The sequence below is a fragment of the Pseudomonas sp. DR48 genome (assembly GCF_019823085.1).
GTDB lineage: Bacteria > Pseudomonadota > Gammaproteobacteria > Pseudomonadales > Pseudomonadaceae > Aquipseudomonas.
Genome location: NZ_CP081946.1, coordinates 6,633,186 through 6,657,715, shown reverse-complemented (window position 1 = coordinate 6,657,715; position 24,530 = coordinate 6,633,186). Strand labels below are relative to the sequence as shown.

Annotated in this window: 28 protein-coding genes; 12 read left to right on the top strand and 16 right to left on the bottom strand. The window is 58.9% G+C overall.

What is annotated here, in order from left to right:
• The first annotated feature begins 23 nt into the window (after positions 1-23).
• The 4 genes from K5K95_RS30145 to K5K95_RS30130 all read left to right on the top strand — a co-directional run bounded on the left by K5K95_RS30145 (position 24) and on the right by K5K95_RS30130 (position 3,960).
• Complete coding sequence (locus K5K95_RS30145) at positions 24-2,264, top strand: TonB-dependent receptor (protein ID WP_222587460.1); 2,241 nt, start codon at positions 24-26, stop codon at positions 2,262-2,264.
• Positions 2,265-2,337: 73 nt separating this feature from the next.
• Positions 2,338-2,718 carry a fe2+ zn2+ uptake regulation protein gene (locus K5K95_RS30140; protein ID WP_261398106.1) on the top strand — a complete coding sequence of 127 codons (381 nt, stop codon included), beginning with the start codon at positions 2,338-2,340 and terminating at the stop codon, positions 2,716-2,718.
• Positions 2,719-2,864: 146 nt separating this feature from the next.
• A complete protein-coding gene (locus K5K95_RS30135; protein WP_409999708.1) occupies positions 2,865-3,416 on the top strand; it encodes a chalcone isomerase family protein in 552 nt (183 codons plus the stop codon).
• A gap of 19 nt (positions 3,417-3,435) precedes the next feature.
• A complete protein-coding gene (locus K5K95_RS30130) occupies positions 3,436-3,960 on the top strand; it encodes a DUF3833 domain-containing protein (protein ID WP_222587459.1) in 525 nt (174 codons plus the stop codon).
• A 57-nt stretch (positions 3,961-4,017) separates the two neighbouring features.
• On the opposite strand, the gene K5K95_RS30125 is transcribed toward K5K95_RS30130, so the two are convergent.
• Positions 4,018-4,473: a VOC family protein gene (locus K5K95_RS30125; protein ID WP_222587458.1), complete on the bottom strand. Its 456-nt coding sequence runs from the start codon at positions 4,471-4,473 to the stop codon at positions 4,018-4,020.
• Positions 4,474-4,585: 112 nt separating this feature from the next.
• On the opposite strand from K5K95_RS30125, the gene K5K95_RS30120 reads away from it, so the two are divergent.
• Positions 4,586-5,020 (top strand): GFA family protein, encoded by a 435-nt coding sequence (locus K5K95_RS30120; RefSeq protein ID WP_222587457.1) that lies wholly within the window; start codon positions 4,586-4,588, stop codon positions 5,018-5,020.
• 27 nt (positions 5,021-5,047) lie between these two features.
• Here the strand turns inward: K5K95_RS30120 and K5K95_RS30115 are convergent, their stop codons facing one another.
• From K5K95_RS30115 to K5K95_RS30105, 3 genes are all read right to left on the bottom strand, one after another.
• A complete protein-coding gene (locus K5K95_RS30115; RefSeq protein WP_222590475.1) occupies positions 5,048-5,938 on the bottom strand; it encodes a DUF2950 domain-containing protein in 891 nt (296 codons plus the stop codon).
• A 26-nt stretch (positions 5,939-5,964) separates the two neighbouring features.
• Complete coding sequence (locus K5K95_RS30110) at positions 5,965-7,443, bottom strand: DUF3300 domain-containing protein (protein ID WP_222587456.1); 1,479 nt, start codon at positions 7,441-7,443, stop codon at positions 5,965-5,967.
• 65 nt (positions 7,444-7,508) lie between these two features.
• Positions 7,509-8,087, bottom strand: coding sequence for a hypothetical protein (locus K5K95_RS30105; RefSeq protein ID WP_222587455.1), 579 nt, complete (start codon positions 8,085-8,087; stop codon positions 7,509-7,511).
• A 301-nt stretch (positions 8,088-8,388) separates the two neighbouring features.
• Between K5K95_RS30105 and K5K95_RS30100 the strand changes: the two genes are divergently transcribed.
• Together K5K95_RS30100 and K5K95_RS30095 are read left to right on the top strand one after the other, a co-directional pair.
• Positions 8,389-10,176 (top strand): SulP family inorganic anion transporter, encoded by a 1,788-nt coding sequence (locus K5K95_RS30100; protein ID WP_222587454.1) that lies wholly within the window; start codon positions 8,389-8,391, stop codon positions 10,174-10,176.
• A 91-nt stretch (positions 10,177-10,267) separates the two neighbouring features.
• Positions 10,268-10,429, top strand: coding sequence for a DUF2986 domain-containing protein (locus K5K95_RS30095; RefSeq protein WP_222587453.1), 162 nt, complete (start codon positions 10,268-10,270; stop codon positions 10,427-10,429).
• On the opposite strand, the gene K5K95_RS30090 is transcribed toward K5K95_RS30095, so the two are convergent.
• Positions 10,426-10,689 carry a hypothetical protein gene (locus K5K95_RS30090; protein ID WP_222587452.1) on the bottom strand — a complete coding sequence of 88 codons (264 nt, stop codon included), beginning with the start codon at positions 10,687-10,689 and terminating at the stop codon, positions 10,426-10,428. The two genes, K5K95_RS30095 and K5K95_RS30090, sit on opposite strands and share 4 nt — an antisense overlap.
• A 184-nt stretch (positions 10,690-10,873) precedes the next feature.
• On the opposite strand from K5K95_RS30090, the gene K5K95_RS30085 reads away from it, so the two are divergent.
• A complete protein-coding gene (locus K5K95_RS30085) occupies positions 10,874-11,215 on the top strand; it encodes a hypothetical protein (RefSeq protein WP_222587451.1) in 342 nt (113 codons plus the stop codon).
• 106 nt (positions 11,216-11,321) lie between these two features.
• On the opposite strand, the gene K5K95_RS30080 is transcribed toward K5K95_RS30085, so the two are convergent.
• The 7 genes from K5K95_RS30080 to K5K95_RS30050 form a co-directional block, all read right to left on the bottom strand.
• A complete protein-coding gene (locus K5K95_RS30080; RefSeq protein ID WP_222587450.1) occupies positions 11,322-12,386 on the bottom strand; it encodes an alpha/beta fold hydrolase in 1,065 nt (354 codons plus the stop codon).
• 222 nt (positions 12,387-12,608) lie between these two features.
• The gene (locus K5K95_RS30075; protein ID WP_222587449.1) at positions 12,609-13,037 is read right to left on the bottom strand and encodes a nuclear transport factor 2 family protein; all 429 of its coding nucleotides are present in this window, start codon (positions 13,035-13,037) and stop codon (positions 12,609-12,611) included.
• Between the two features lie 1,204 nt (positions 13,038-14,241).
• Positions 14,242-14,814 carry a chorismate mutase gene (locus K5K95_RS30070; RefSeq protein WP_222587448.1) on the bottom strand — a complete coding sequence of 191 codons (573 nt, stop codon included), beginning with the start codon at positions 14,812-14,814 and terminating at the stop codon, positions 14,242-14,244.
• 40 nt (positions 14,815-14,854) lie between these two features.
• A complete protein-coding gene (locus tag K5K95_RS30065; RefSeq protein ID WP_222587447.1) occupies positions 14,855-15,355 on the bottom strand; it encodes a PaaI family thioesterase in 501 nt (166 codons plus the stop codon).
• A gap of 103 nt (positions 15,356-15,458) precedes the next feature.
• Complete coding sequence (locus K5K95_RS30060) at positions 15,459-16,151, bottom strand: RES family NAD+ phosphorylase (RefSeq protein WP_222587446.1); 693 nt, start codon at positions 16,149-16,151, stop codon at positions 15,459-15,461.
• Positions 16,145-16,549 (bottom strand): antitoxin Xre-like helix-turn-helix domain-containing protein, encoded by a 405-nt coding sequence (locus K5K95_RS30055; protein WP_222587445.1) that lies wholly within the window; start codon positions 16,547-16,549, stop codon positions 16,145-16,147. The genes K5K95_RS30060 and K5K95_RS30055 overlap by 7 nt, the downstream gene beginning before the upstream one ends.
• A gap of 165 nt (positions 16,550-16,714) precedes the next feature.
• On the bottom strand, positions 16,715-17,641 hold the full coding sequence (locus tag K5K95_RS30050; RefSeq protein WP_222587444.1) for a universal stress protein: 927 nt from the start codon (positions 17,639-17,641) through the stop codon (positions 16,715-16,717).
• Positions 17,642-17,931: 290 nt separating this feature from the next.
• On the opposite strand from K5K95_RS30050, the gene K5K95_RS30045 reads away from it, so the two are divergent.
• Entirely contained in the window at positions 17,932-18,855 is a 924-nt protein-coding gene (locus tag K5K95_RS30045; RefSeq protein WP_222587443.1) for a universal stress protein, read from the top strand.
• A gap of 53 nt (positions 18,856-18,908) precedes the next feature.
• Here K5K95_RS30045 and K5K95_RS30040 read toward each other — a convergent pair whose 3' ends face one another.
• A complete protein-coding gene (locus K5K95_RS30040) occupies positions 18,909-19,472 on the bottom strand; it encodes a GNAT family N-acetyltransferase (RefSeq protein WP_222587442.1) in 564 nt (187 codons plus the stop codon).
• Positions 19,473-19,693: 221 nt separating this feature from the next.
• Here K5K95_RS30040 and K5K95_RS30035 point away from each other — a divergent pair, with 221 nt between their 5' ends.
• Positions 19,694-20,605 carry a universal stress protein gene (locus tag K5K95_RS30035; protein WP_222587441.1) on the top strand — a complete coding sequence of 304 codons (912 nt, stop codon included), beginning with the start codon at positions 19,694-19,696 and terminating at the stop codon, positions 20,603-20,605.
• On the opposite strand, the gene K5K95_RS30030 is transcribed toward K5K95_RS30035, so the two are convergent.
• Together K5K95_RS30030 and fnr are read right to left on the bottom strand one after the other, a co-directional pair.
• On the bottom strand, positions 20,595-21,578 hold the full coding sequence (locus K5K95_RS30030) for a zinc-dependent alcohol dehydrogenase family protein (protein WP_222587440.1): 984 nt from the start codon (positions 21,576-21,578) through the stop codon (positions 20,595-20,597). The two genes, K5K95_RS30035 and K5K95_RS30030, sit on opposite strands and share 11 nt — an antisense overlap.
• A 22-nt stretch (positions 21,579-21,600) precedes the next feature.
• On the bottom strand, positions 21,601-22,344 hold the full coding sequence (gene fnr / locus K5K95_RS30025) for a fumarate/nitrate reduction transcriptional regulator Fnr (protein WP_222590474.1): 744 nt from the start codon (positions 22,342-22,344) through the stop codon (positions 21,601-21,603).
• A gap of 284 nt (positions 22,345-22,628) precedes the next feature.
• Here fnr and K5K95_RS30020 point away from each other — a divergent pair, with 284 nt between their 5' ends.
• On the top strand, positions 22,629-23,513 hold the full coding sequence (locus tag K5K95_RS30020; protein ID WP_222587439.1) for a universal stress protein: 885 nt from the start codon (positions 22,629-22,631) through the stop codon (positions 23,511-23,513).
• A 60-nt stretch (positions 23,514-23,573) separates the two neighbouring features.
• Here K5K95_RS30020 and K5K95_RS30015 read toward each other — a convergent pair whose 3' ends face one another.
• Positions 23,574-23,999: a potassium channel family protein gene (locus tag K5K95_RS30015; RefSeq protein ID WP_222587438.1), complete on the bottom strand. Its 426-nt coding sequence runs from the start codon at positions 23,997-23,999 to the stop codon at positions 23,574-23,576.
• 233 nt (positions 24,000-24,232) lie between these two features.
• Between K5K95_RS30015 and K5K95_RS30010 the strand changes: the two genes are divergently transcribed.
• Positions 24,233-24,487 (top strand): Lpp/OprI family alanine-zipper lipoprotein, encoded by a 255-nt coding sequence (locus K5K95_RS30010; RefSeq protein WP_222587437.1) that lies wholly within the window; start codon positions 24,233-24,235, stop codon positions 24,485-24,487.
• Positions 24,488-24,530: the final 43 nt, after the last annotated feature.

Here is a 24,530-nt window from a genome sequence, read left to right as displayed (position 1 = left end):
TGTTTGAAAAGGATCCTCACGTCATGCCTGTTGTCAGTCGTCCTTGCGGTGAGCGCGTGTTAACACTCGCCATTCGTACCGCCATGCTGAATTTTGTCTTGGTCGCAGGAAGCGCCAACGCCTGGGCCGCAGCCCCTGAGCAACAGGACGTTGCCGCTGACACAACCACGAACACTCCGGCCGCGACGCCGGCCGAACACAGCACCAATACGCTGACGCTCGGCACCACTGACATCAACGCCAGTTACAGCGGCCCGACCGCGTTGCCGGAAGTTTTCGCCGGTGGCCAGGTGGCGCGTGGTGCGCGACTGGGCATGCTGGGCAACAAAGACGTGATGGATACCCCGTTCAGCGTGACCAGTTACACCGCCAAGACATTGGCCGACCTGCAAACGGTGACCGTGGCCGATGCATTGGAACGTGACCCTTCGGTGCGCTCCACGGGTCAGACGGGGGGCATCGTCGATTCGTTTTTCATCCGTGGCTTTCCGGTGGGTGAAGGCAACCTGGGCGAACTGGCGTTCGATGGTGTGTATGGCGTGGCGCCCAACTACCGGGTATTCACCGAGTATGCCGAGCGTGTCGAAGTGCTGAAGGGACCGGGCGCCCTGATGTACGGCATTTCGCCAAACAGTGGCGTCGGTGGCGTGATCAATATCGTTCCCAAACGTCCGCTGGACGAAGACCTGACTCGTGTTACCACCAGCTACGCCTCGGACTCCCAAGTCGGCGGTCACCTGGATCTAAGCCGGCGCTTTGGTGAAGAAAATCAGTTCGGCGTGCGCTTCAACGGCAACCTGCAAGGCGGTGACACTGCCGTTGATGATCAGCGCCGAGACCTGGGGATCGGTGCCATCGCGCTGGATTATCGAGGCGAGCGCTTGCGCTTGAACCTTGATTACATCAGCCAGAAAGAAAGCTTCGATGCACCGTCTAGGCCATTCACTGTCGCGCCTGGAATTGATATTCCCTCCGCACCCAATGGCCGGACCAATGTGTCGCAGGACTGGGGGTGGTCAGATACCAAAGAGCAGTCGGCATTGCTGGGCGGCGAATATGACCTGAGTGATGCGGTCACCGTGTTTGCCCATGCGGGGGGCGGCAAGTCAGACGTCAAGCGGATGTCCGACCAGGTGCCGAGAATCATCAATGAGGCCGGCGATACCAGCAACATTCCCGGGTACTACAAATTCAACGTCGACCGCTCTACCGCCGACGTCGGGATCCGCGGAGTGTTCGCAACCGGTCCCGTCACCCACACAACGACGCTGATGGCGACCCGATACCAGGATGAGCTGTCCCGAGGGATCAACAACGGCACTGAAGTGCGTTCGAACATCTACCATCCGGTGGAAGTGCCGAAGCAATTTATCAACTCGCCCCAGGTGCTCCGTGTTTCCGAATCGGATTTGTCCGGTGTTGCGTTGACCGACACGCTGTCCATGCTTGATGACCGCTTTCAGTTGACCCTGGGTGTGCGTCGACAAGACATTGAGTCACGTAATTACAACGCGGCAGGCTCGGTCAGCTCGAAATATAACGAGAGTGCCACGACCCCGCTCGTCGGCGTGGTGGTCAAGCCCTGGGAAGACGTTTCGCTCTACTACAACTACGTCGAAGGCTTGAGCAAAGGCGATATCGCACCGGGCTCGGCGGCCAACGCCGGCGAGACGTTCGCACCTTATGAATCGAAGCAGCATGAAATCGGCGTCAAGTATGAACACGGCACGTTCATGACCACGCTGGCGTTGTTTCAGATCGAAAAACCGAGTGGCGAAGTCGGTGCCGACAACGTGTTTTCGGTGCAAGCCGAACAGCGTAACCGCGGTGTCGAGTTGAGCATGTTTGGCGAAGTGGCGCCGGGCACGCGCTTGATGGGGGGCGTGACGCTGCTCGATGGCGAGTTGACCGATTCGGCCACGGCCGCCAATCGCGGCAACAAACCGGTAGGCGTGCCAGACGTGCAAGCCAATCTGTGGGCCGAATATGACACGCCTTGGCTTGAGGGTTTCACCCTCACCAGCGGTGCCATTTACACCGACAGCCAATACGTCAATCAAGCCAATACCCAGGAACTGGCTTCCTGGACCCGCTTTGATGCCGGCGCGCGTTACGCCACCAAAATCGAAGGGCGGCCGACGACCTTCCGCGCCACCGTACAGAACGTATTCGATCGTGAGTACTGGTCGGGCGTCGCCTCCTACGGCGCGTTCTCGGCTGGTTATCCGCGCACCTTGCAGTTATCGGCCACGGTCGATTTTTGAGAAGGACGGGAAGGGGGAGCGACCATTGAGCGTTGTTGCCCCGACCTGATCATTCCTGAACAGGAGTATTTGCATGTTGTTTAACCACAACCTGTCCTCTGCTGTTAAACGTCGTCCGTTCCTCGCAACGACTCATTCACTGCCCCCCGAGTCTGATCGCAGTGCGAACGGTCATATCCGTGAGTTGCTCCGTTTGCATGGACTGCGCACCAGTCTGTTCCGTCTTAAAGTTATCAAAGCACTGGTCTTGGCTACGCAGGAGGGGCGCTCGATCGGTGTGTGTGGGGTGCGTGCCTGTTTAGAGTCGTCCTCTGTTGAGCTGACGCTCGTCAGTGTGCGTGAAGTACTGAAGCGTCTGGCTGATGAAGGCGTGATCGTTTTTCAAGCGGACAAGAGCTACCGCTTTACTGCCGAGGCGTGGGAGATCCTCAAACCAAATCTAAGAAAAGCGTGAGTGATCACTGCTTTTTATTGTACGTGGCAGATGTGTTTGTATATGTTTTGTGCAAGATAGGCCTAAAAGAGCCACCTGACGATTGCCACTTCAGCACGTTGGTATAACTTTCAAAGGCGCCTATTGAGTCATATCGAGGGCTTTGCATGACTATGCAGACGGGCCGCTTCATCCGCCACGCGATCTGTTTTGTTCTGATGCTCCAGAGCGCAGAACTGCTTGCTGACTGGCGCGAGGCTGTTCCCAATGCTCATCGGTTGGGGTACGGGGAGATGCGCGTATTCGGGTTTTCCATCTACAGCGCGCAGTTCTGGAGCTCACGCCTCGTTGCCGGTGAAACGCTGGATGCCGATGTGCCTTTTGCGCTGGAGCTGACCTACCGTCGCGCTATCAGTCGCGATGATCTGGTTGAGGCCAGCATCAAGGAAATCCGTCGTCTGTCGCCCAACACTCCGAATTCAGAGCTGATGGCTCGCTGGGCGTCGGAGATGTCCAAGGCGTTTGTCGATGTGCGTGCCGGTGACCGCATCACCGGAGTTTATATGCCCGGAGAGGGCGTACGTTTTTATGTCGGTGAGCACCTTCAGCATGTGGTGAGGGATGTTGCGTTCGCCAAAGCCTTTTTTGCGATATGGCTAGACCCCCGAACACGCAACCCGGAACTGCGCGCCCAATTGCTGGGCGTAGCTCAACCCTGAGACCGTTGAGGAAATGCACATGTTGAAGATAGGCATACTGCTGCTTTGCCTTGGCCTTGCAAGTTGCAGCCAGGTGGATGTGCACACCTACAGTCAGGACAAGCCCGCGCTTGAGTTGCGCGAATTCTTCGAGGGCCGGGTTGAAGCGTGGGGGATGTTTCAAAAGCGTTCTGGCTTGGTCGCCAAACGCTTCCACGTGGAGATCAATGGCCACTCCGAAGGTAGCAAGCTGATACTCGACGAATCATTTACCTACAGCGACGGTACCCAGCAAAAACGCGTGTGGGCATTAACCCCGGTTGGCTCCAGTCAATGGCGCGGAACCGCTGGCGACGTGGTGGGCGAGGCGCTGGGTGAGGTGGCAGGCAATACGCTGCGCTGGAACTATGTGCTGAGCCTGCCGGTGGATGGCAAGGAGTATCAGGTTCAGTTGGACGACTGGATGTACCTTATGGACAAGAACACCATGATCAATCGCTCGTTCATGTCCAAGTTCGGGGTAGAGGTAGGCCAGATCACCTTGTTCTTCCGCAAGCAACCTTGATTCAAAAACAGACTGCGCCGCTTTTGGCCGTTTATTGCCTGTCGCGCTGGCCCTTCCTCAAACAAACGCCGCCTCGATAAACGCCTCCAGCGCCTCATCTTCCAAAATCTCGATAGAGAAATGCCCGAAGCGCTTGGGTAGCCAGATGATGCGTGTTCCGGAAGGAGACTGCAGATTCTCACGGGTCAATGGCGCGCCGTTTTCGTCCTCGGGCTGAACGCCGGCGATGATCAATTCGTCATAGGCTTTCTCGATGTCTGGCGTTGAGTAGCAGTGGCGGTAGATCATTCCTTCGCCCGATGAGTCCATCAGCTCTTTGAGGTTTCCCGCCAACGGTTGTACCAGCATGAAACGCTCTTGACCGATCAATGCAATTGCATAGCGCACGTGCAGGCCACCGCGTTCCCAGACCAGTGTTTTTGAGATCCTCGCGTTCAATATCTGCGCGTAGTAGGCACAGGCTTCTTCGAGATCCTTGACCAGTACATCGACGTGACTGAACTTCAGTTCCATTGCATGCCTCCTGCTAAGCCTGCGTCCATGGTAAATATGTCGCCTACCGCTGTTTCAATAGCAAAGTTCTACGGGAAAGGCACCGATAACTTGGTTTTCAAAGGAGATATTCATGGCATCAGGACAATGTCTTTGCGGGTCTGTACGTTTTTCCCTCGCGGTTGAACCACGATTTTTCTATCGCTGCCATTGCAGCCAGTGCCGCAAGCAAACCGGGGTCGGCCATAATCTCGCGACGCTGGTCAACGCTCGCGATTTTCGGTGGGAAGAGGGGCAAGAAGTGATCGCCAGTTGGCGTAAACCCAGCGGGTACAGAAATGACTTTTGCTCGCAATGTGGCTCGACCGTGCCCAACGTTCTTCGCGAGTCTCCTTACTTCTGGATTCCGCTTGGACTTCTCGATGTCCAGTCGAACATGGCGTGTGTCGGGGATTTCTGCACCGATGATGCGATGCCATGGGATCAACAACGCTCGGAAAAAAGCCATCCCGCAGCCCCGGACTCACTTGGGTTCCTTCTGCGTGAACTCCAGGTCGATGTTGATTGAACCGCAAGTTTGCGGGATCAGAATCCATCAATGCTTCTGATCTTCGGTAACCTCCTGCCAGCTGTCATCTGGATCAAAAAGCTTCATCGACTGCGCCACTTTATTACCCTCGGGTCCCAGGTCTTTCTCAAAGACCTGGCCATCGTGACTGATCATGAAGCTCATGACGCCGGTGTCAGCGTATTTTGCCGGCCAGGCGATCAGCGCAAAGCCACGGCTCATTTTGTTGCCGATGAGGTAGCTGTAGGCGCCACCCGGTGCCGAGGGGCCTTGTCCCTTGAGGATACGGAAGTGGTAACCATGCCAATCCTCCCCGGCGATGGTTTTGCCGAACAGGGGGCCTAATGGACTGATCTGACCACTGTCGTCGTCCGCCCAATAGAGTCCGTCGTGCGTGCCGGGTGTGCTGAAGATGTTCTGAGCGTATTCGAGTGCGCCGTCACCGTTATGATCCACTAACGCGTAGTCCATCTGGGCGTCGTGATAGGTCATCGCCGATTGCATCGCGGCGAGTTCGTTTCTGCCGATGCGACGTGCACGGATTTCGGCGTCACCGGCCTTGATATCGAAGCGCCAACCGTTCCCGGTTTTTATCAGGGGAATCGGCAGCGTCCATTGATCGTTACCGACAGACAGAATGGCCTTGCGATCGCTGGGTTTTTCGATCTTGTGCTGTTCGTGATACAGCTTCAAAAAAGCATCCACGTCACTGCGCTGCACGCCACTTCGCGGGATGAGGCTGCGCCATTGATCACCCAGCAACTCTGTCAGACGGGCCTGATCGGCGTGCTCCGTACCCAGCGCTTCGACGAACGCTTCAGCAGCCTTTTCCGGCGTTGGAAATGCCTGCTGTGCCGCCGCCATGCACGACCATGCCAAGCTGACGATGATCGACAGGATCAGCGGGAGCAAACCCATGAATGCTGTCACTCGAGAATGGTTTTTCACCGCCGGCCTCCCGATCTTTGTCGCATGGGGGGACTGGATGGCCTGCTGATCTGGTGGCCAGCCGATCGCTGGGCACTGGGGCGCCGTGCGGATGCCTCGCTGGTTCGACCGCGGGCGGCTTGTGCGCTGGTCTGGGACGGTGAGCGCGCACCGGCGAATGCGTTGTTGCGGGCACTGCCCGCCGTACTGGCCGGTCGATTTTGCGTGCCTTGGCGCGCCTGCGAGTAGTCCTGCCTGCGTTGATTTGTCTGGGCTGCCTGGTTCCTGGGTTGCTGGTTTTCCCGCGTGTTTCGTGCAGTGCCTTGGCTGCGGTCAGACGCCTTGGGTCTGTCGGCACCGGCTTGCATGCGATTGCCGGCTGAAGGTGTGGACTGAGCTTTGCGCGCTTGATCACGGGCCTGGCGATTGCTGGTGGCGGGTCGTTCGATACCGTATTTGTCCATTGAACCGCGGGCTTTTTCGCGAGCCTGGGCTCGTTGGGCATTGTCCCCTCGAAAGGCCTCACGCTGAGTGGCGCCGTTGAGTTGTCGGCCGTATTGTTCACGGCTGCGGCTGTCCCGATAGGGAACGCCATCGCGATGGGCGGAGTTGTGCTGCCACTTGTTCTGATTCTGGGTGATCTGGTTGTTGCGATTGATGTTGTTGTAGCGGTTGACGTTGATATCGACGTCGTTATTGCCCCAGTTACAATTGCCCCACAACGAAGCGACGATCGCCACACCGGTACCAAACGCCAGCCCGGCCACCAATGCCGAACCGGGGTAATAAGCGGGCGGCGGTGGATAGTACGTGGGCGGCGACGCTGGATAGGCCCAGGTGCCATAGGTTGTTGTCGGGTTATAGCTGGGTACGTACACCACCTGCGGATCGGAAGGCTGAATGATGATGGTGGAAGTGCTGCTGGCCGGAGCCGGAGCCGGAGCTGGCGCTGTGGAGGAGGGGGCCGGCGGAGCCAGGTTCTGAACCGTCACATTCTGATATTGGTTGCTCTGGAGATTGCCTGCGGCCTGCGCCTGATGACGCAAGCGTTGCACGCCCCCCATGACATCGTCCGGTTGCGCCAGGAAGGCATCGCCCAGGCGCTGCACCCAGACGGGATCCTGCCCCAGCGTTGCCAGGACCTGCGGGAAGGCGACCAGCGCCTGAACGCTCGGATCCCAGGGCTGACTGGCCACCTGTTTGACTGCATCATCGCCCTTGGCGTCCGGATGCGCTTTAGACCAGGTGACCGCTTCGGCGATTTCCCCCGGGTACGTGACCGCCATCAGTACCTGGGCCAGCAGTGGGTCCGGGTAAAGCGCGATGGGCGCCAGCATCTGATCCAGCTGTTCCTGAGTAAACACCGCATCTTTGGCCGCTGCCGTCACGGGCGCTGTACCGGCCGCGTTTGCCGGCGCCTCCAATGGCTGCGCCAGGCACCAGGGTCCACCTAGAAGCAGCACCGCTGAAACCGCGTAAACCAATGAAATACGCATCGCTCCACCCTCATGCGGTCATGCAGACCGTATTCTTTGACGCCTTGTGTTGTCCGCCTACGTTGCTAGCGTGAGGTTTTGACATGCATGACTTCGGTGTAAACAGCGTTGATTGTCTGACCCACCTGGAGCTTCTTCATTCGGGCCTGGAGCTTGGGGTCTTCGACCTTCATGACCCTCGCTTGGCCTTCGGGGGGAAGCAAAGTCACTTCATGCTTTTTCAAGTCGATGTGAGTGATCTTCGAAGTGACCTTGACCCGGCGAAACGCCTCGCCTCCCGGATTGGGATTGTCTTTGCCGGCGCGCACGGTCGTTGATTCGTTGCTGATACCTGGCGCGTTGTCGAGATTGGTGTCGAGCGTGTAGGCGACTGTGCGAATGACATGGATGTCAACCTTGTCGCCGACTTTCAAGTTGTGCAGTGCCTTGGCTTTGTCCGTGAGTTGGAGGGGCATCGGACTTTTATCGGCGCCTTCAATGGTGATCTGATAATTCGCCGGATCGACGGCCAGCACTTGGGTGACGATGTGACCTTCCATCGTAGTACTGCCCAACGGCACTTCAGCGGCCCGGGCTATATAGCCGGCAGTGGGGATGAATGAGGCAAGAGCCACAGCGTAGGCAAGAACGCGGATCGGTTTCATGAGCCTGCTTTTCCGTGTGATGGCCGGCAACGCAGCGCGACGGATTTCGGGTCAGAGCGCTTTGCACCTAGGTCAAAGCATAGACAGTGATTGCCAATGTGTTTGATCACTCGGACCGTGGATATTCATGTTTCTTAAGTGTTGCTTAGGCTAATTCGAACTGGACGATATGCCGAAACAGCAGAACAGACGAAAGTCGGCACCTCTACTTTTATTTGTAATGTGGAACTAACGACTAAGCTCTTTCAGATCGCTGTTACCGGCGCATCGAACTGTCTGGCCATGGCAAAAGGCAAGTCGTATGAGTGATTCGCAGACCTCGCCTCCCGTTCCGGAACCCGGCCGCATTGCGCGTAGCCGCACAACCAAGCCCTCTGGCTGGAGTCGTTGGCTGCCCGGGTTACAGACGTTGCGCAGCTACAAGATGGAATGGTTGCCGCACGATATCGTGGCCGGACTGGTACTGACCACAATGCTGGTGCCCGTCGGTATCGCCTATGCGGTGGCGTCGGGGTTGTCGGGCATCTACGGCCTGTACGCGACCATTGTTCCTTTGCTTGCCTATGCCTTGTTCGGACCCAGCCGCATTCTGGTTCTGGGGCCTGACTCGTCGTTGGCAGCGGTCATTCTCGCCGTGATCCTGCCCCTGTCCGGGGGCGACCCGCATCGTGCAATCGCCCTGGCGGGCATGATGGCGATCGTCTCCGGGACGGTGTGCATCCTGGCGGGGGTGGCGAGGCTGGGTTTCATCACCGAGTTGCTGTCCAAACCCATTCGCTACGGCTACATGAACGGCATCGCACTGACGGTACTGATCAGCCAATTGCCGAAGTTATTCGGCTTCAAGATCGAATCCGATGGACCCTTGAGAAATTTGTGGGCGATTGCCAGCGAGGTGATAGCTGGGAAAACCAACTGGATCACCTTCATGATCGGCGCCGTCACCCTGGTGGTGATCCTGGCCCTCAAGAACTATAAGCGCGTGCCGGGCATTCTGATCGCCGTGGCCGCCGCCACTCTCGTCGTTGGCATGCTCGACCTCGCCGCACGGGGCGTAGCGGTCCTCGGCACACTTCCGCAAGGCCTGCCTTCGCTCGTCATCCCCTGGATCACCCGTGCCGATATCGTCCCGGTACTGATCGGTGGCTTCGCCGTTGCACTGGTGTCGTTCGCCGACACCAGCGTGCTGTCGCGGGTCTACGCGGCGAAAACCCAGACCTATGTCGATCCGAACCAGGAGATGGTCGGTCTCGGCGTCGCCAACCTCGCCGGCGGTTTTTTCCAGGGTTTCCCGATCAGCAGCAGCTCGTCACGCACTCCCGTCGCCGAAGCGGCGGGCGCCAAGACCCAACTGGCCGGCGTCGTCGGTGCGCTGGCGGTTGCCTTGCTGTTGGTGGTGGAGCCCGATCTGCTGAAGAACCTGCCGACCAGCGCACTGGCGGCGGTGGTGATCGCATCGGCCATCGGCCTGATCGAGATCACCGACCTGCGGCGCATCTACCGCATCCAGCGTTGGGAGTTCTGGCTCTCGATTGCGTGTACCGTTGGCGTGGCGGTATTCGGCGCGATCGAGGGCATTGGCCTGGCGATCGTCATCGCCGTCATCGAGTTTCTGTGGGATGGCTGGCGTCCCTATTCGACGGTATTGGGGCGCGCCGAAGGTGTCGAAGGCTATCACGACATCACGCGTTATCCCGATGCGCAGCTTATTCCCGGCCTGGTGCTGTTTCGCTGGGATTCGCCGCTGTTCTTTGCCAACGCCGAGCTCTTTCATGACCGGGTGCTGGACGCCGTGGCGACCTCGCCGACGCCGGTACGCTGGCTGGTCGTGGCGGCTGAACCGGTCACCAGCGTGGACGTGACGTCCGCCGACATGCTGGCCGAACTCGACGAAACGCTGCACGCGAGCGGCATCAAGTTATGCGTGGCCGAGATGAAGGATCCGGTGAAGGACAAAATGAAGCGCTTCGGGCTGTTCGCTCGCCTCGGCGAAACGGCGTTCTTTCCCACGATCGACACGGCGGTCAGCGGCTATCTCCAGACCCTTCGTGGGAAGGGGCTGGAAGGGAAGGGCGAGGACCGTGAATAGGCGTTCACGACCAGCGGTGATGGAGCTGTGGTTATTTGGTCCGATTTCTTAAGCTGGTATCATTCGGGCACTTACACGCCGAGCAAAAAACATGAACCGTCGTAAAAAGATCACGCAGTTATTAAAGGCTCACGCAAAAAAGGCCAGTGCCAAATTGGCACCCGCCAGCAAGTCGAAATACATCAGTAAGGCTGACCGACTGAAGCTGGCTGCTGAAACCAGTCAGGAAACAGACAATTCCTCCGAGAGCTAATCCTGGCTAGCTTCCGAATACGTGCGCAGCCACGTATTAGCCACCCGTCGATCCAATTCCTCCCAATCCGCCATGCCCAGCCCCCGCGTGGTGTTCAACCCGCGCAAATAACCACGCAATTGATTGGCGGTGTCGCGCACGAGCTCCGGTTCGGCCGCTGTTTCGCCCAACAGCACGCTTTCGTATTGGGTCAGGTAATCGGCCACCCGCTCACGAAAGTCGGGCAGAACGGCGTCGCGGATCAGGTCAAAAGTTCTCAAGGTGAGATCCTCACTAAGGTCATTTCCAGTGGTGATTGATTGTGCATTCTCGCGCGCGGCACACAACTATCGTTAGAAGTAATAGTGACCATTACCAAACGCAAGTTCTGCTTTGCCATCAAACGTCGGAAAATCGCCTCCACTGGCTGAAACAACCGAACTTTTAATTTTCAGGATGAGAACGATGCGCGCTTTATTCGTCCCTGCCACGGCGTTTGCCTCTTTGTTGCTCGCCGGTTGTGCTTCTGCACCGAATGATCCGACCCTGACCTTGCAAACCCGCAAGACGCCAGCGCAGTACGCCGATTGCGTCGTGCCGAAATTGCAGAGCAGCGCGTTGAACCCGACGGTTTCGCAGACTCAACGCAGCTACCGCATCGTGGTGCCGAGCAAAGTCTCGGCGGATAACGTGCTGGAAGCCTACAAGGCCGGCAGCGGTGGCAAGGTGTTCATCTACGAGCGGCATTTGCTGGCTTCCAACTTCCTGCCTTCGAGTTTTGAACGTGCCGCACAGGATTGCATCTGACCCAGGCTGCGCATCGTTTTTTTATCGAGCTCCTTTGGTTGGCCGCAACCAACCAATTTTTTGCCCCGCAGCCCAGTTGGTTGCGGGGCTTTTTTTTGTGTGCGCTTCAGAGGTGGTCCGCATCAATGATCGCCTTGGCGAACGCCTGCGGATCTTCTTGTGGCAGGTTGTGGCCGATGCCGCCGTTGATCAGCCGGAACTCGTATTTACCGGTGAAGCGCTTGGCGTAATCCTCAGGAGCGGGATGCGGTGCACCGTTGGCATCGCCTTCCAGGGTGATGGTCGGCACGCTGATGGACGGCGCCGTGGCCAGTTTCTGTTCAAGCGCTTCGTACTGAGGCTCACCCTGGACGAAGCCCAGGCGCCAGCGGTAGTTGAATACCGTGATGTCGACGTGGTCGGGGTTTTCAAGTGCCTTGGCACTGCGGTCAAACGTGGCGTCGTCGAACGCCCATTTCGGCGAAGCCAGTTGCCAGATCAACTTGGCAAAGTCGTGGGTGTTTTTCTCGTAGCCGGCGCGGCCACGGTCGGTGGCGAAGTAGAACTGGTACCACCACTGCAGTTCAGCCTTGGGCGGGAGCGGGTTCTTGCCGGCCGCCTGGTTACCGATCAGATAGCCGCTGACCGAGACCAGCGCCTTCACCCGTTCTGGCCACAGCGCCGAAACGATGTCGGCCGAACGCGCGCCCCAGTCGTAGCCACCGAGCACGGCTTGTTTGATCTTCAGCGCGTCCATGAAGTCGATGACGTCACTGGCCAGCGCGGCCGGCTGGCCATTGCGAACGGTTTTGTCCGAGAGAAAATGCGTATCGCCATAACCCCGCGCATACGGCATCAGCACGCGATAGCCTTTGGCGGCCAGTAGCGGTGCAACCTCGTCATAGCTATGGATATCGTACGGCCAGCCGTGCAAAAGAATCACCACAGGCCCATTGGCCGGGCCTGTTTCGGCATACGCCACGGTCAGCAGACCGGCGTTGACGTGCTTCAGCGGGCCGAACGGAGAGGGTGTTGCTTGGGCGGTGTCGGCCTTGATCGCGGTTGGCTGTGCGGCGGCGGACGTTTGTGCGTGGGCCCCACCGAGAACGCCGAACAGGGCGAGCGCCAGGACCGACGAGCCGATCAGACGGCCTTGGGGTTTAGGGTTTTTGTTGTGCAATGCCATCTTCATGGTGATGTCTCCGTCGCATGCCATTGGCCAGGGGTTCCGGCTGAGCCCCTTGAAACCTTGCATGCATTTGAACCCGGTGACGTATCTGGCCTGTGTCGAATCGCAGGCCAGGTGAAAACTCATGTATCAAGGGAATAGCCAGACACACTGTGATACACAGCTGAAGGTGCCGGGTTTTGCTGTCCGGCACTGGTATTAGCAGCCTGGGACGCTGTCAGGGCATCAGGTTTTGCTGGCCGCCAGGTAAGCGCCCAGGCGTTGCCCCATTTGTTCGCCCAAGGCTTGCAGGGCACTGAATGGGCGGACCATGACTTCGAACTCGACGATTTTTCCCTGTTCGTTGAACCGGATCATGTCGATGCCTTTCAGTTCTTTTTCTCCGACTTTGGCGCTGAACTCCAGGACCACGTTCAAGCCGTCGGCTGTCGATAATTCGCGGTGGTAGGCAAAGTCTTCGAATACGTTGACCACGGTGTTGAGGATCATCGATACCACGGCGGCTCCCGGATAAGGCTTGTGCGCCATTGGTGAGCGAAATATTGCTTGTGGGTCCAGCAAGCCGGGCAGGTCGCTCAAGTCACCCTTGCGGATCATGTCGTGCCACTGCTTCAGGGATTGCGCGGCATTGGGATGCAGTTTCGGTTCAGACATTTTCAACTCCTGTTGTTTGGCGCGAGGTATTGATCGTGCGCTGGCGGTTTTGTGCAGGCACTAAACATAGCTGAAAAAACATGTCCGGCGGTTTAGGCCTTACTGCGGTTCACTTAAGAAGTTTTTTTTGGGGGGGGGGGGGTGGGTACATATTCGTTTTTTTGGTGATGGCGGCTATTGGTTCCGCCCTGACGGCGGGTTACTTGGAAGAGCGCCAAGTAACCAAGCGCTAGCGCCCCTGACGTACGGTGCCTCGCTAAGGCTCGGCATTCCCTCACTCCGGTCCTGCTCCGTGGGCCCGCCGCCATCGGCCATCCATGGCCGGGGGCGGCTAACCCGGCATCCATGCCGGGTTGCCCACTACGCAGAACCTGCGTTCGGCCTCCCGACGGGGCAGATCAAGATCAAGATCAAAAGCTGAAGGCGAGCTAACGCTCGGCCTGAAGAGTGGTGAGGAGCCACGGGTGTACACCGTCAAATGTGGGAGCGAGCTTGCTCGCGATGAGGCCCTGTCAGTCGGCGGTGATGTTGCCTGTAATGCCGCCATCGTGAGCAAGCTCGCTCCCACAGGTATTGAGTACATCTGGCAACGCCAGGTGGGCCGGAAGGCCTCCTCGCGGTTTGATGCTGATCGTTCCCACGCTCCGCGTGGGAATGCATCCCGTGACGCTCCGCGTCACCATCGCGCAAGACTCAAGCCCTGTGTCGACAGCGGGACGCAGAGCGTCCCCGGCGGCATTCCCACGCGGAGCATGGGAACGATCAGGACGCGCAAGCGTTGAGCAAACAGGTCGGCCCGCAGGCCGCCTCGCTTTGGCTTTGGCGGTGCACGCCCCCTCGAGAGGCCGAGCGCAGGTTCTGCGCAGTGGGCAACCCGGCATGGATGCCGGGTTAGCCGCCCCCGGCCATGGATGGCCGATGGCGGCGGGCCCACGGAGCAGGACCGGAGCGAGGGCATGCCGAGCCTTAGCGAGGCACCGAACGTCAGGGGCAAGAGCCCTTGGTTACTTGGGGCTTTTCCAAGTGACCCGCCGTCAGGGCGGAACCAATAGCCGCCGTTACCGCAGAAACGGATATGTACCCAACCCCAACCCCAACCCCAACCCCAAAACAGTGAGCAGCATCAGAAGGATAAGGCCAGGCTTGTTGTTGGTCCAAGCTACAAACCTATCCCTTCAGCCAACACGCCGTTCGATCAAGGGGCTCACTGATTCGCGACACACAACTCGCCAGTGGCACGAATCAAGGCCTGCCCGTGCAATTGATCCTTGATCAGACGGGCTCGCGCCTTGCCCAGCCAACTCGGGCAATTCGGATCCTTGCGATAGGCGGCAAAGTCGGCGTATTGCTGCAACAGACGGTTTTGCAACTCATCCAGCTGAGGCCGGATCTGCCCGGCGAGGTCAGGCCGTGGGGTGTCCGGCGCCTTACCCGCCGCTTGCCATTGCGCAAGCAGCCCGTACTGCACCAGTTTGTTGGCCTCTATCTGCGCGGCGATCAGCTCGGCGACCTCATCCGGGTCGAGTTTACGGTCAACGGCCATTTTCCTCGCATTGGCGATCACTTGCGCTTCCCGGGCGCTGTCCTGTATCGGCTTGCCACTGTCCCACTTGGTCAGCGCCACAAGGTCGCCGATGTTCAAGCGCTCGTTCATCGTGAGCAGCAGCGGCTGCAAACTGTCAGGTGCAGAGGAGGGCGAGCTAGCCTGTGTGCTGCTCGCGAATAAACCGATCAAGGCGCAGATCAGCAGTTGCGATAAATGCGGGAAGCGGGGCATGGACAACCTCTTGGGCTCACGATTCACAATCAAGGGCGATTTATTCAGGCTTTACGCGCGCACTGTCTGCCAATTGCGCGGCATCTACGCGAACGAAAACCGAGTCGCCAATCGCCGTGAGTACGTCCCCGGCGTAGACCTCGCAAATGACGCGACTCTTGCGTCCGACCTCACCTTCGACTTTCGCACGCAAGGTCAGCGGCACACCCATCGGTGTCGGTTTGATGAACTTGATGCCCAGGTTGCCAGTAACGCAATTGATGCGCGGAAGGCTTGCCGCGTCGCGGTTTTCCATCCGGTAGTGATAGGCCATCGCCGTCCAGTTTGAATGGCAATCCACCAGCATCGCGATCAACCCGCCGTACACCAGGTCCGGCCAGCCGCAATACATGGCGTCGGGCGTGTGTTCGGCCATGACGTGGATGCCGTCTTCATGCCAGAAGCTCTTGATGTGCAGCCCGTGCGGGTTGCTGCTGCCGCAGCCATAACACACGCCGTCTGGCGCTGCGGTGTCTTGCAGGGAGGTGTCGAGTGCGGACATGCCTTTGATTCTCCTTGATCGTGTGAACCCAATCTGGCGGATATTAACGCGACAGGCAGGTTTTGGTCATTGGGGGGATGGCGTCCCGTTGATCTTGCCGTGCTCAGGCTTCGCTGATCTTGCTGACGCTGGTGATCTGGCCGTTCCAGACCATCTCGTAGTGGGCTGCCTGAATGATCGATAAGACCGGTTTCGGTGTCATCAGCGCCCAGCAGTAACTGCCTTGCATTCTCACGGACCGGTAGCGCAGGCCGGGTACGCCGGATTCTTTGACTGAGCGCCCGAGCCGACGGGAATGGGTGTAATCGTCAGGCGCGTACACAGGATCGGTCAGCGCAATGGGGGCGGCGTCTTTCATGCCTGCGTCGACAAAGCTGCAGGACAGTCCGCGAAAAACGAAGCGCTCATAGTTGAGGCTCGGCACATTCGACCAATACAGGCTTTGGTGATGACGGACTTCGGCCAGTGCCGTTTCCAGGGTGTCGGCCAGGTACAACACCCCGAAGCTGCCATCGCTGAACCGTGAACCGGCCGGGTTGACGTGGGTGAACGGCGCGGTTGCATAGGAGCAGCCAGGAATGCCGAACGGGATCTGATCGCGTGCGATCCACTCCAGATGACCCACTTCATTTTTCAGACGGGGATTGGTCAGTGCCTGAATCTGATACAGGACTTCAAATGCTTCCGCGTCCGCCACGTCGTCGAACAACGCCACGGGTGGATACTTGGAATTGACCAGTCGGTAGGCCTGTAGGCGCTCGCCAGCGCACTCTGCCAGTTGGTTGACTTCTACCATTGAGCGCCACGCAGCACGTCAATGCGCCGGAAGGTTTCATACAAGGAAATCATGTCGCCCTGCGCCATGATCTCGAGTGGGCTGCGTCCGTTGAAGAACTCGTTGTGATTGGCCATCGACGGGAACCCGTAGACGTTTTCCGGGTTATCGAAAACCAGGCGCAGGGCGGCATGGATGTTGAGTACAAAACTGATGCGCTGCATCTGGTCCGCGTCCAGGGACACCGTCCATTGCGCGTCGCGCTGCCGGGCGCGGGTGTAGGTGCTGCGGGAAATGCGCAGGATGCGACAGGCCTGGTCGCTGGAGGCGCCCCATTTGTCGAGTATGCCGACCGCTGCACGCAGCCCCGTGACGCACTGGGTCTTGGTGAGCGCTTGTGCCTGGAGAGGGACTGCCATGTTCGATATCTCACGATGAATCCTTGGAATCAAAACTATCCATATTGAATCTATAGATCAAGGTTGGGTCGACCAATGGACAGTGAAGGGCGGCTGTTTGCGGATGAAGAAAATCAAAAAGGGCTGCCGTTGATACGGCAGCCCTTTTGGTTACGCCAGTCTGTGTCAATCGGCGAGTTCTTGCGGCGAGACCACCCAAACGCTGCAAGGCATTTTGTAGAGCAGGTGTTCGACCGTGCTGCCAATCAAGCGGCCCATGCCACGGTGGCCAACCCGTCCCATAACGATCACGTCGACGTTGTAGGCATCGGCATAACTGGCCAGGACCTTGGCCGGGTTGCCCATGACCATGTGGCGCTGCTCCGGTGGGATGCCGTTGCGCTCGGCCAGTTCGTTGAAGGCTTCGCCCTGGGCGTCGAACAGGGTCTTGGCGGTTTTTGAGGAGAAGAATCTGGTGGCGTCGTCGAAACCGAATTCATCGGCACCGATCGACGACAGGTCGTAGGCGTAGACCACATCAAGCTGGGCGTTGCACGCGGTCGCCAGCTTCACCGCTTCATGCAGGATGCGGTCGTTGAAGCCTTCGTATTGAGCGTCGCGATGAAACGGGTCGACCGCCGCAACAATCCTGCGCGGCAACGCATGCTGCATATGACTGACAAAGTGCAGCGGCACCGGGCATTCGCGCAGCAGATGGATATCCAGGGGCGTAAACATCATGCGCGAAAACGCCGTTTCATGTTCCAGCGCCTTGATCAGCAGGGCCATTGGCTGCTCTTTGAGGTGAATCAGGATTTCCTTCAAGGGATTTCGGACCCAGACCACTTCGGTGGTGACGGTCACGCCGATTTTGCGCAACGGCCGAGCCTGTTCTTCCAGCCATTGGCGGTGGCGTTCGAGGTAACCGAGGCGCATCTGTTCCAGCGCCTGCTCGTTGACCAGGCCTGCGGTTGCCAGGCCTTCCAGGTAATCGAAGGCCACGATGTGCAGCGCGGCGTCTTCTGCCTTGGCCAGTGCGGCGGCGCGGTCGAATGCGGGGCTGTTTTCCATCAGGGGTGAGACGACCAGCATGAAACGTGATTGCTCGGACATGACAATGCTCCCTTGGCGCACAGAAACTGGCCGAAATGGCCACGAGGGTTGGATGGGGCGTGTACCTGAAAGCAAGGTTGCCGCCACCGTTGTCGTCGCCGCTTGATCTTTGTCAACCCGATGCGGTGTGCCGGGGGACGGCACGACGCGTGGTTGTCGGATGGGTTTGACGTCTCCGCGCTTGATGAAAAGGGACGGCGAAACTGATAAAGATCAACTGGTCCGGGGCTGGGAACGTGCAATCTGAAACTCTACTGACCCCAGCCGATAACCGCCTGTCGAGGTGCCCCATGTCACAGACTCAACGCTTACTGTTAATTGCTCCCCCAGCCATGACCCGCACGCCGGCGTTCGACCGGGCCGCCGCGTTGGCGCACGCGATGCAGATGCCGTTGCACATTGTGGCGTTCGATTATTTGCAGGCTCTGGCGGTCGCTGGCCTGTTCGCCCCCGAACAAATCAACCTGGCCCGGGAAGGGTACTTGCAAACCCATCGGCAATGGCTCGCCGAACAAGCCGGTTTGATCGGCCGGCACGGGGTTGATGTCACCAGCGAGGTGGTCTGGGTGCAGCATCCGTATGAGGAAATCCTGCACTTCGTCAACGAGATGTCGCTGGCGCTGATCATCAAGGACGCCCAGGAAGAGTCGACGCTGAAACGGGTGTTTTTCACGCCGCTGGACTGGCAGTTGCTGCGCGATTGTCCGGTGCCGGTGCACTTGGTGACCAATGCCCTCAATCCCAAGCCACGCAACGTCCTGGCCATCGTCGATGTGTTGCGCAGCGAAGACCAGGATCGGGTGTTCAACGACCAGATTGTCGACGCGGCCGCCAAGCTGGCCGTCCTGTGTGATGCGGGGCTGGATCTGCTGCATGTGTTTGACTGGACGGCGGTGTATGCCCAGGACATGGGCTTTGGCGCATTGCCGCTGGCCACCGGCATTTATGAAGCCTTGGGAACGGCTCAGCACGATGCCTTTGCGGCCCTCGCCGAACGTCATGGCGTGCCTCCAGCGTCCCGGCATTTCATTGAAGGCTCACCGCTGACCAGTATTTGTGACTTTGTCGCCGAGCATCACACGGATGTCATTGTCATGGGCACGGTGCAGCACAACAAATTGAACATCCTGTTGGGCACCACGGCAGAGCAATTGCTGCATCGTGCGCCCTGCAGTGTGCTGGCCATCAAGCCAGGCAAGACGCTGCAATCCTGAAGGCTGGATCGCCCCGCGATGAACCGTTGGCCTGAACATCCCGGGGCGATTTTTTACAGGTAAAGACGGTGAATGACCTGATGGCTGTCATCTGGGTCATTGCTTGTCTGGAAACCCAGCGCTTTGGCCAGGTCACGCATCGGTGCATTGCTGGCGGCATCCACCGAATACATCTGGGTAAAACCATTTTTGCGTGCGGCCTTGATCAGATGCTCCATCAGCAATGTTCCCAGGCCCAGGTGCGTCCACTCATCGGCGACCGTCACGGCGCATTCGCATTCTTTCTCGGCCGTGGCGGCGTAGCGGCTGACGCCGATCTCGATCAGTTGGCCGTTTTCATGGGTCAGCGCGACGTAGGCCATCCGCTGTTTGTTGTCGGTGTCCATCAGCTGATTGAGCATCGAGATGCCGGGCTCGTTGATCTGGGCGAGAAAACGCATGTGCCTGGACTCGGGGGACAGCCGTTTGATGAAGGCGTATTCACGCTCACGGTCTTTTTCCGACAGCGGCCGGATCAGCACATGACGACCATCCTTGAGCGATTCGATCCAGTGTTGCCCGGTGACTGCGGCGTAAGCGGCTGCGGCCCGTTCATTGTGGTCTTTGACAGTCAGCATGGGGTGATCCTCCATCCGGTTTGAAAGGTGCGCGGGGGTGAACCGTACAGTTCAGTCCTTTCTACGCCCATGGCCGGGCCTGAATCTGATCTGGATCAGAGAGTCGTGACGCAGGAGGTTCATTGACCTGTATTTGATGTAAATCAACCTGGAAGAGGGGGCAACGCGCGCACGCTTGGAACCTGCCGGTCCTGCGACCGCCGTCGAACTCGAGGTGTGTGATGGGTCAATATCAACGTTTGTTGCTGGTCGCCGACCAAACCCTGCATCAGTCCCCGGCCATGCTGCGGGCGGTAGCCCTGGCCAAGGCGAGCGGTGCCGTGCTGGCCGTGCGGGCCTTTGTCGAACCGGCACCGGTCGTGCATTTGTGGGAAGAGAAAATCGACGACGCACGGTATCAGGGGTATTTGCGCCGTTACCGTCGCTGGGCCGCCGATGAGCTCGACCGACTCAACGATTTGGGGCTGGACGTGACGGTCGAGGTGGTTTTTACCACGCATCCGCTGCTGGATATCTTGAAAGCGGTCGAAGACCTCAAGCCCGACATGCTGATCAAGGACGTGACCCTGGAGCCGATGCTGAAACGGGTATTCATCACACCGCTCGATTGCCATTTGCTGCGCGAATGCCCGGTCCCGGTGCATCTGGTCAACCAGACCCGTTACGGCTTGCCGCACCGCGTCGTGGCGGCGGTGGACCCGTTCGATCCTTCCACCCAGATCAACGGTTTGAATGACACCATCATTCAGACCGCGAACGCCTTGGCCTTGCAATGCGATGCCCCACTGCACCTGCTTTACGCGTATGACTTGTCACCAGCCTTCAACGGCGATGCGCCACTGGCCGGTGGAGGCTGGACCGTGGACTTTATCGAGGAACTGCGCGAGTCCTTGCACCTGGCGTTTATCACGTTGGCCGATCGCTACGGCATACCGCCGGAGCGGCGGCATTTCATCATGGGGTTACCAGTGCCCGTGATCCACGAGTTTGTCGAAGAGTACGTGGCGGATGTCGTGGTGATGGGCACGGTGCACCGGGTGGGGATCGACCGGTTCATTGGCAGTAACACCGAACGGGCCCTGTATTCGGTGCCGGGCAGCATCCTCGCCGTCAGGTCCCCGGTCAGGGGGTAAGCACGATGGCGCCCTTGAACTGGCCGGCTCGCAGGCACGCCAAGGCCTGATTGGCCTCGGCCAGGGCAAAACAGGTGACGTCACAGTGCACGGGCGTGTGCTCCAGCTCCTGGAAAAACGTGGTGCCGTCTTCACGGGTCAGGTTGGCCACCGAACGAACGCTGCGCTCGCCCCATAGCAGCCGGTAAGGAAATGCGGGAATGTCGCTCATGTGAATGCCGGCGCAAATCACGCAGCCACCCTTGACGGTGACCGCCAGTGCCAGCGGCACCAGCGCGCCGACAGGGGCGAAAATCAGGCTGGCATCGAGCAGGTGTGGCGGTGGCTGGTCCGAAGGCCCGGCCCATTCGGCGCCCAATGAACGGGCATAGGCCTGACCCTCGCTGTCATCCGGGCGAGTGAACGCATAGACCTTCTGCCCCCGGCCACGCGCCACCTGAATCGCCAGATGCGCCGCCGCACCAAACCCGTAGAGGCCCAGATGGCGCGTGCCCTTGGCCATTTGCAACGCCCGAAATCCGATCAGCCCGGCACACAGCAGCGGTGCCGCCTGAACGTCCGAGAGCCCCTCGGGAATCGGGAAACAGAAGCGCCGGTCGGCAACCGTGTACTCGGCATAACCGCCGTCCAGATGACAACCGGTGAACTGAGCATGATCACAAAGGTTTTCCCGGCCCGAGGTGCAGAACACACATTCACCGCAGGTCCAGCCCAGCCATGGGACGCCCACTCGCCGACCGATCCAGTCGGGCCTGACATCCGCTCCGACTGCTGTGACCACGCCGACGATTTCATGCCCCGGCACTCGCGGCAGCACCGCTTGTGGCAACTCGCCGTCGACCAGGTGCAGGTCGGTGCGGCACACGCCGCAGGCCAGGACTTTGATCAGCAGTTGCTGGGGACCGGGTGTCGGCATAGGCCGTTCTTGTTGTTGCAGCGGATGGCCGGGCCTGTGCAATACCATGGCGCGCATGATGACTCTCCGGCGTCAGGGGTTAGCTTTGATGGCGATGACAGCCCGCGACCAGCTGCTTGAGCCCATCCATGTTCTGGATTTTGACGTCGCGGCCCGATATTTCCGCCAGCCCCTGATCTCGCAGGTGCGCGATGCCCCGGCAGATGGTTTCCAGGCGCAGGCCCAGGTAGGAGCCGATTTCCTCGCGGCGCATTTTCAGGACAAATTCCCGGGATGAATACCCACGTTGGTTTAGACGTTGCGACAGGTTCAGCAGAAACGCGGCCAGGCGCTCATCGGAGTTCATGTTGCCCAGCATCATCAGCATGTCGTGATCGCGGACGATTTCACGGCTCAATATCTTGTTCAGGTTGTGCTGCAGTGAGGGCAGTTCACTTGCGAGTTTTTCCAGGTGAGCGAAGTGGATAGGACAGACTTCGCTGTCTTCCAGCGCGTAGGCATCGCAGGTGTGCCGCTCGGTGCTGATGGCGTCCAGACCGAGCATTTCGCCGGGCATCTGGAACCCGGTGACCTGCTCCCGGCCATCGAGCGAGAGCACGCAGGTCTTGAACGAGCCGATACGCACGGCGTACAGCGAGCGCAACGGGTCGTCTGCGCGATAGAGTGCGGCGCCTTTTTTGACTTTGACGCGTTGTACGATCAGCGTATCGAGCTGCTCGATTTCCGGGCCGGAGAGGCCTAGCGGAAGGCACAGATCCAACACGCTGCAGTTGGAGCACGCGGCCTTGAGATGATGGTCTCGATACGAACGAGCGTCAGGCATGTTCATATAGCCCTCGGTGTCAGCTTATAAAGCATAGTTTCCTGTGCGTCGCAGGTAAGGCTAATTGGTCCCATGGACAAGGGATTTAGACGAATGGATCCATGCTCGGCAGTGTCGCCCCCCCCCGCGCCCGAAGGCCCGCGCACCGATTCCACGGCTTGGACACTTGAGGTAAATCAAGTTCTGCCCGGTGCCAGACTCGCACAATCACCCCATGTCGATCAGTGGATCGACCCGCGCTGCTGGGCAAACGGGTCGAACGCTCACCTGTCTGGAGGTCAGTCATGAGTCAGTATCAACGCTTGCTACTCATCATCAACCCGGCCCTGCGCCAGTCTCCGGCAATCAACCATGCGGCGGCACTGGCCAAGGCCAGCGGTGCGAAGTTGCATATTGCCGCCTTGATTCCTTCCTTCAAATTGTTGTCGCTGCTTGAAGAAGGCGACCGTGACCAGGCCCGGGAAGTCTATCGGCGTGACCATGAGGACTGGCTCAAGGCACAGGCCCATACGTTGCGTGGCAGGGGCATTGAGGTGACCACACAGGTGACCTGGGCCGATGACCTGTCGCAAGACATCCTCGATCACGTCACGCAATTGCAGCCCGACCTGCTGCTCAAGGAAGTGCAACATGAATCGGTGCTCAAGCGCGCTTTCTTCACCCCGCTGGACTGGCGATTGCTGCGTCAATGCCCGATACCGGTCTACCTGATCGGAGCCAGCAGCTTTGCCTTGCCGCGCAAGGTCGTGGCGGCGGTGGAAGTGTCGGATACCGGGTCACCGGACGAGGCGCTCAATGACCGGATCATCGAGCAGGCTTGCGGCCTCGCCCTGCAGTGCGATGCCGAGTTGCATCTGCTATATGCCTGCGATATCTCCGCGGCTTTTCTGGCAGACATGGGTGGACTGACGCTCGCGGACCTCACCAAGTCGCTGCGCAGAGACCTGGAAAAATCGTTCCTGCATTTAGCCGCTCGATACGGCGTGGGCTCGGACCGTCGACATTTCATACAGGGCCACCCCGTCACGGCACTGAGCGACTTCGCCAGCGAGCATCAAGTGGATGTGATCGTGATGGGCAAAGTCCAGTCCCACGGAGTGGACAAGCTGCTGGGCAGCACCACCGAGCATATTTTGTATCAGGTGCCTTGTAGCGTCCTGGCGGTCTAGAGCAGCGTCGAACAGGGCGGAATAAATCTCCCCGGACGACTGCGGGCGGTACATGGGCGGTTATTTGCGCTTCCAGTATTTCTGCATTTCGAGAAACAGAAACGAAGCCGTCCAGGTAATCAATACCAGCCCCGTCAGGGCTTCCAGGCCGGTCAGGTATTTGAGGTTGCCCACCGGTGAAATATCGCCGAAGCCGATGGTCGTGTAGGTGGTGAAGGAAAAGTACACGCAGTCCATGAACGAGCCATCGAAATTGCCGATCAGGGTTCCCCATTCGCCGGAACGTGCCATCAGGTAATAGGCCAGCGCGAAGCACCAGACTTCTATCGCGTGGGCAAGCAGGGCACCGAAGACCCCGGCGACAATCCGAAAGCGGCTCCAGATCTTGAGCCGCGGCAGCCAGTCGTTCAGCCGTAACAGGCATTCGTAATGGTTCACCACGACGATGACGACCACTAGCGTGTTGATCAGCGTGACTGCCAGCATGGTGAGCCTCCAACGGTATCGGGGCGAGCTTCATCAGCATCGGCGGTGGACGTGTCCATTTCTACTCCAGGGCGGCTGAAAGTCATTGAGCTACATCAACAAGGCTTCCATGAGCGGGCGTCGCAGGAACAAAGTCTCTGAGAGTTTGTTGACAAAAATCAGAGCCCTCAGGGAATAACGCCAGATACTTGAACAAAAGCTTTCGAGTCGCATTAAATCCAGGGAGCACCGTCATGAACAAGCGCTTGTCCTTTGCTTTACTGAGCATCCTGTTAGCTGCGACTGCCGGTTGCAGTCACCGGCAAACTCAGGAATTCGAGGCGCGGCTCGAATCCGCTGAAAGCAACGCCGCGACGGCAGGACATCGCGCCGATGAGGCGATGGTGAAGGCGCAACAGGCAGCGCAAGCGGCCAGCCAGGCGCAACGCACTGCCGATGAAGCCAATGTTCGTGCCAGTCGGATGGCGGAAAAGTCGACTCGAAAATAAAGGAACCGGTTTGCAGGACATCCGCCAACAAAGGATTGGCGGC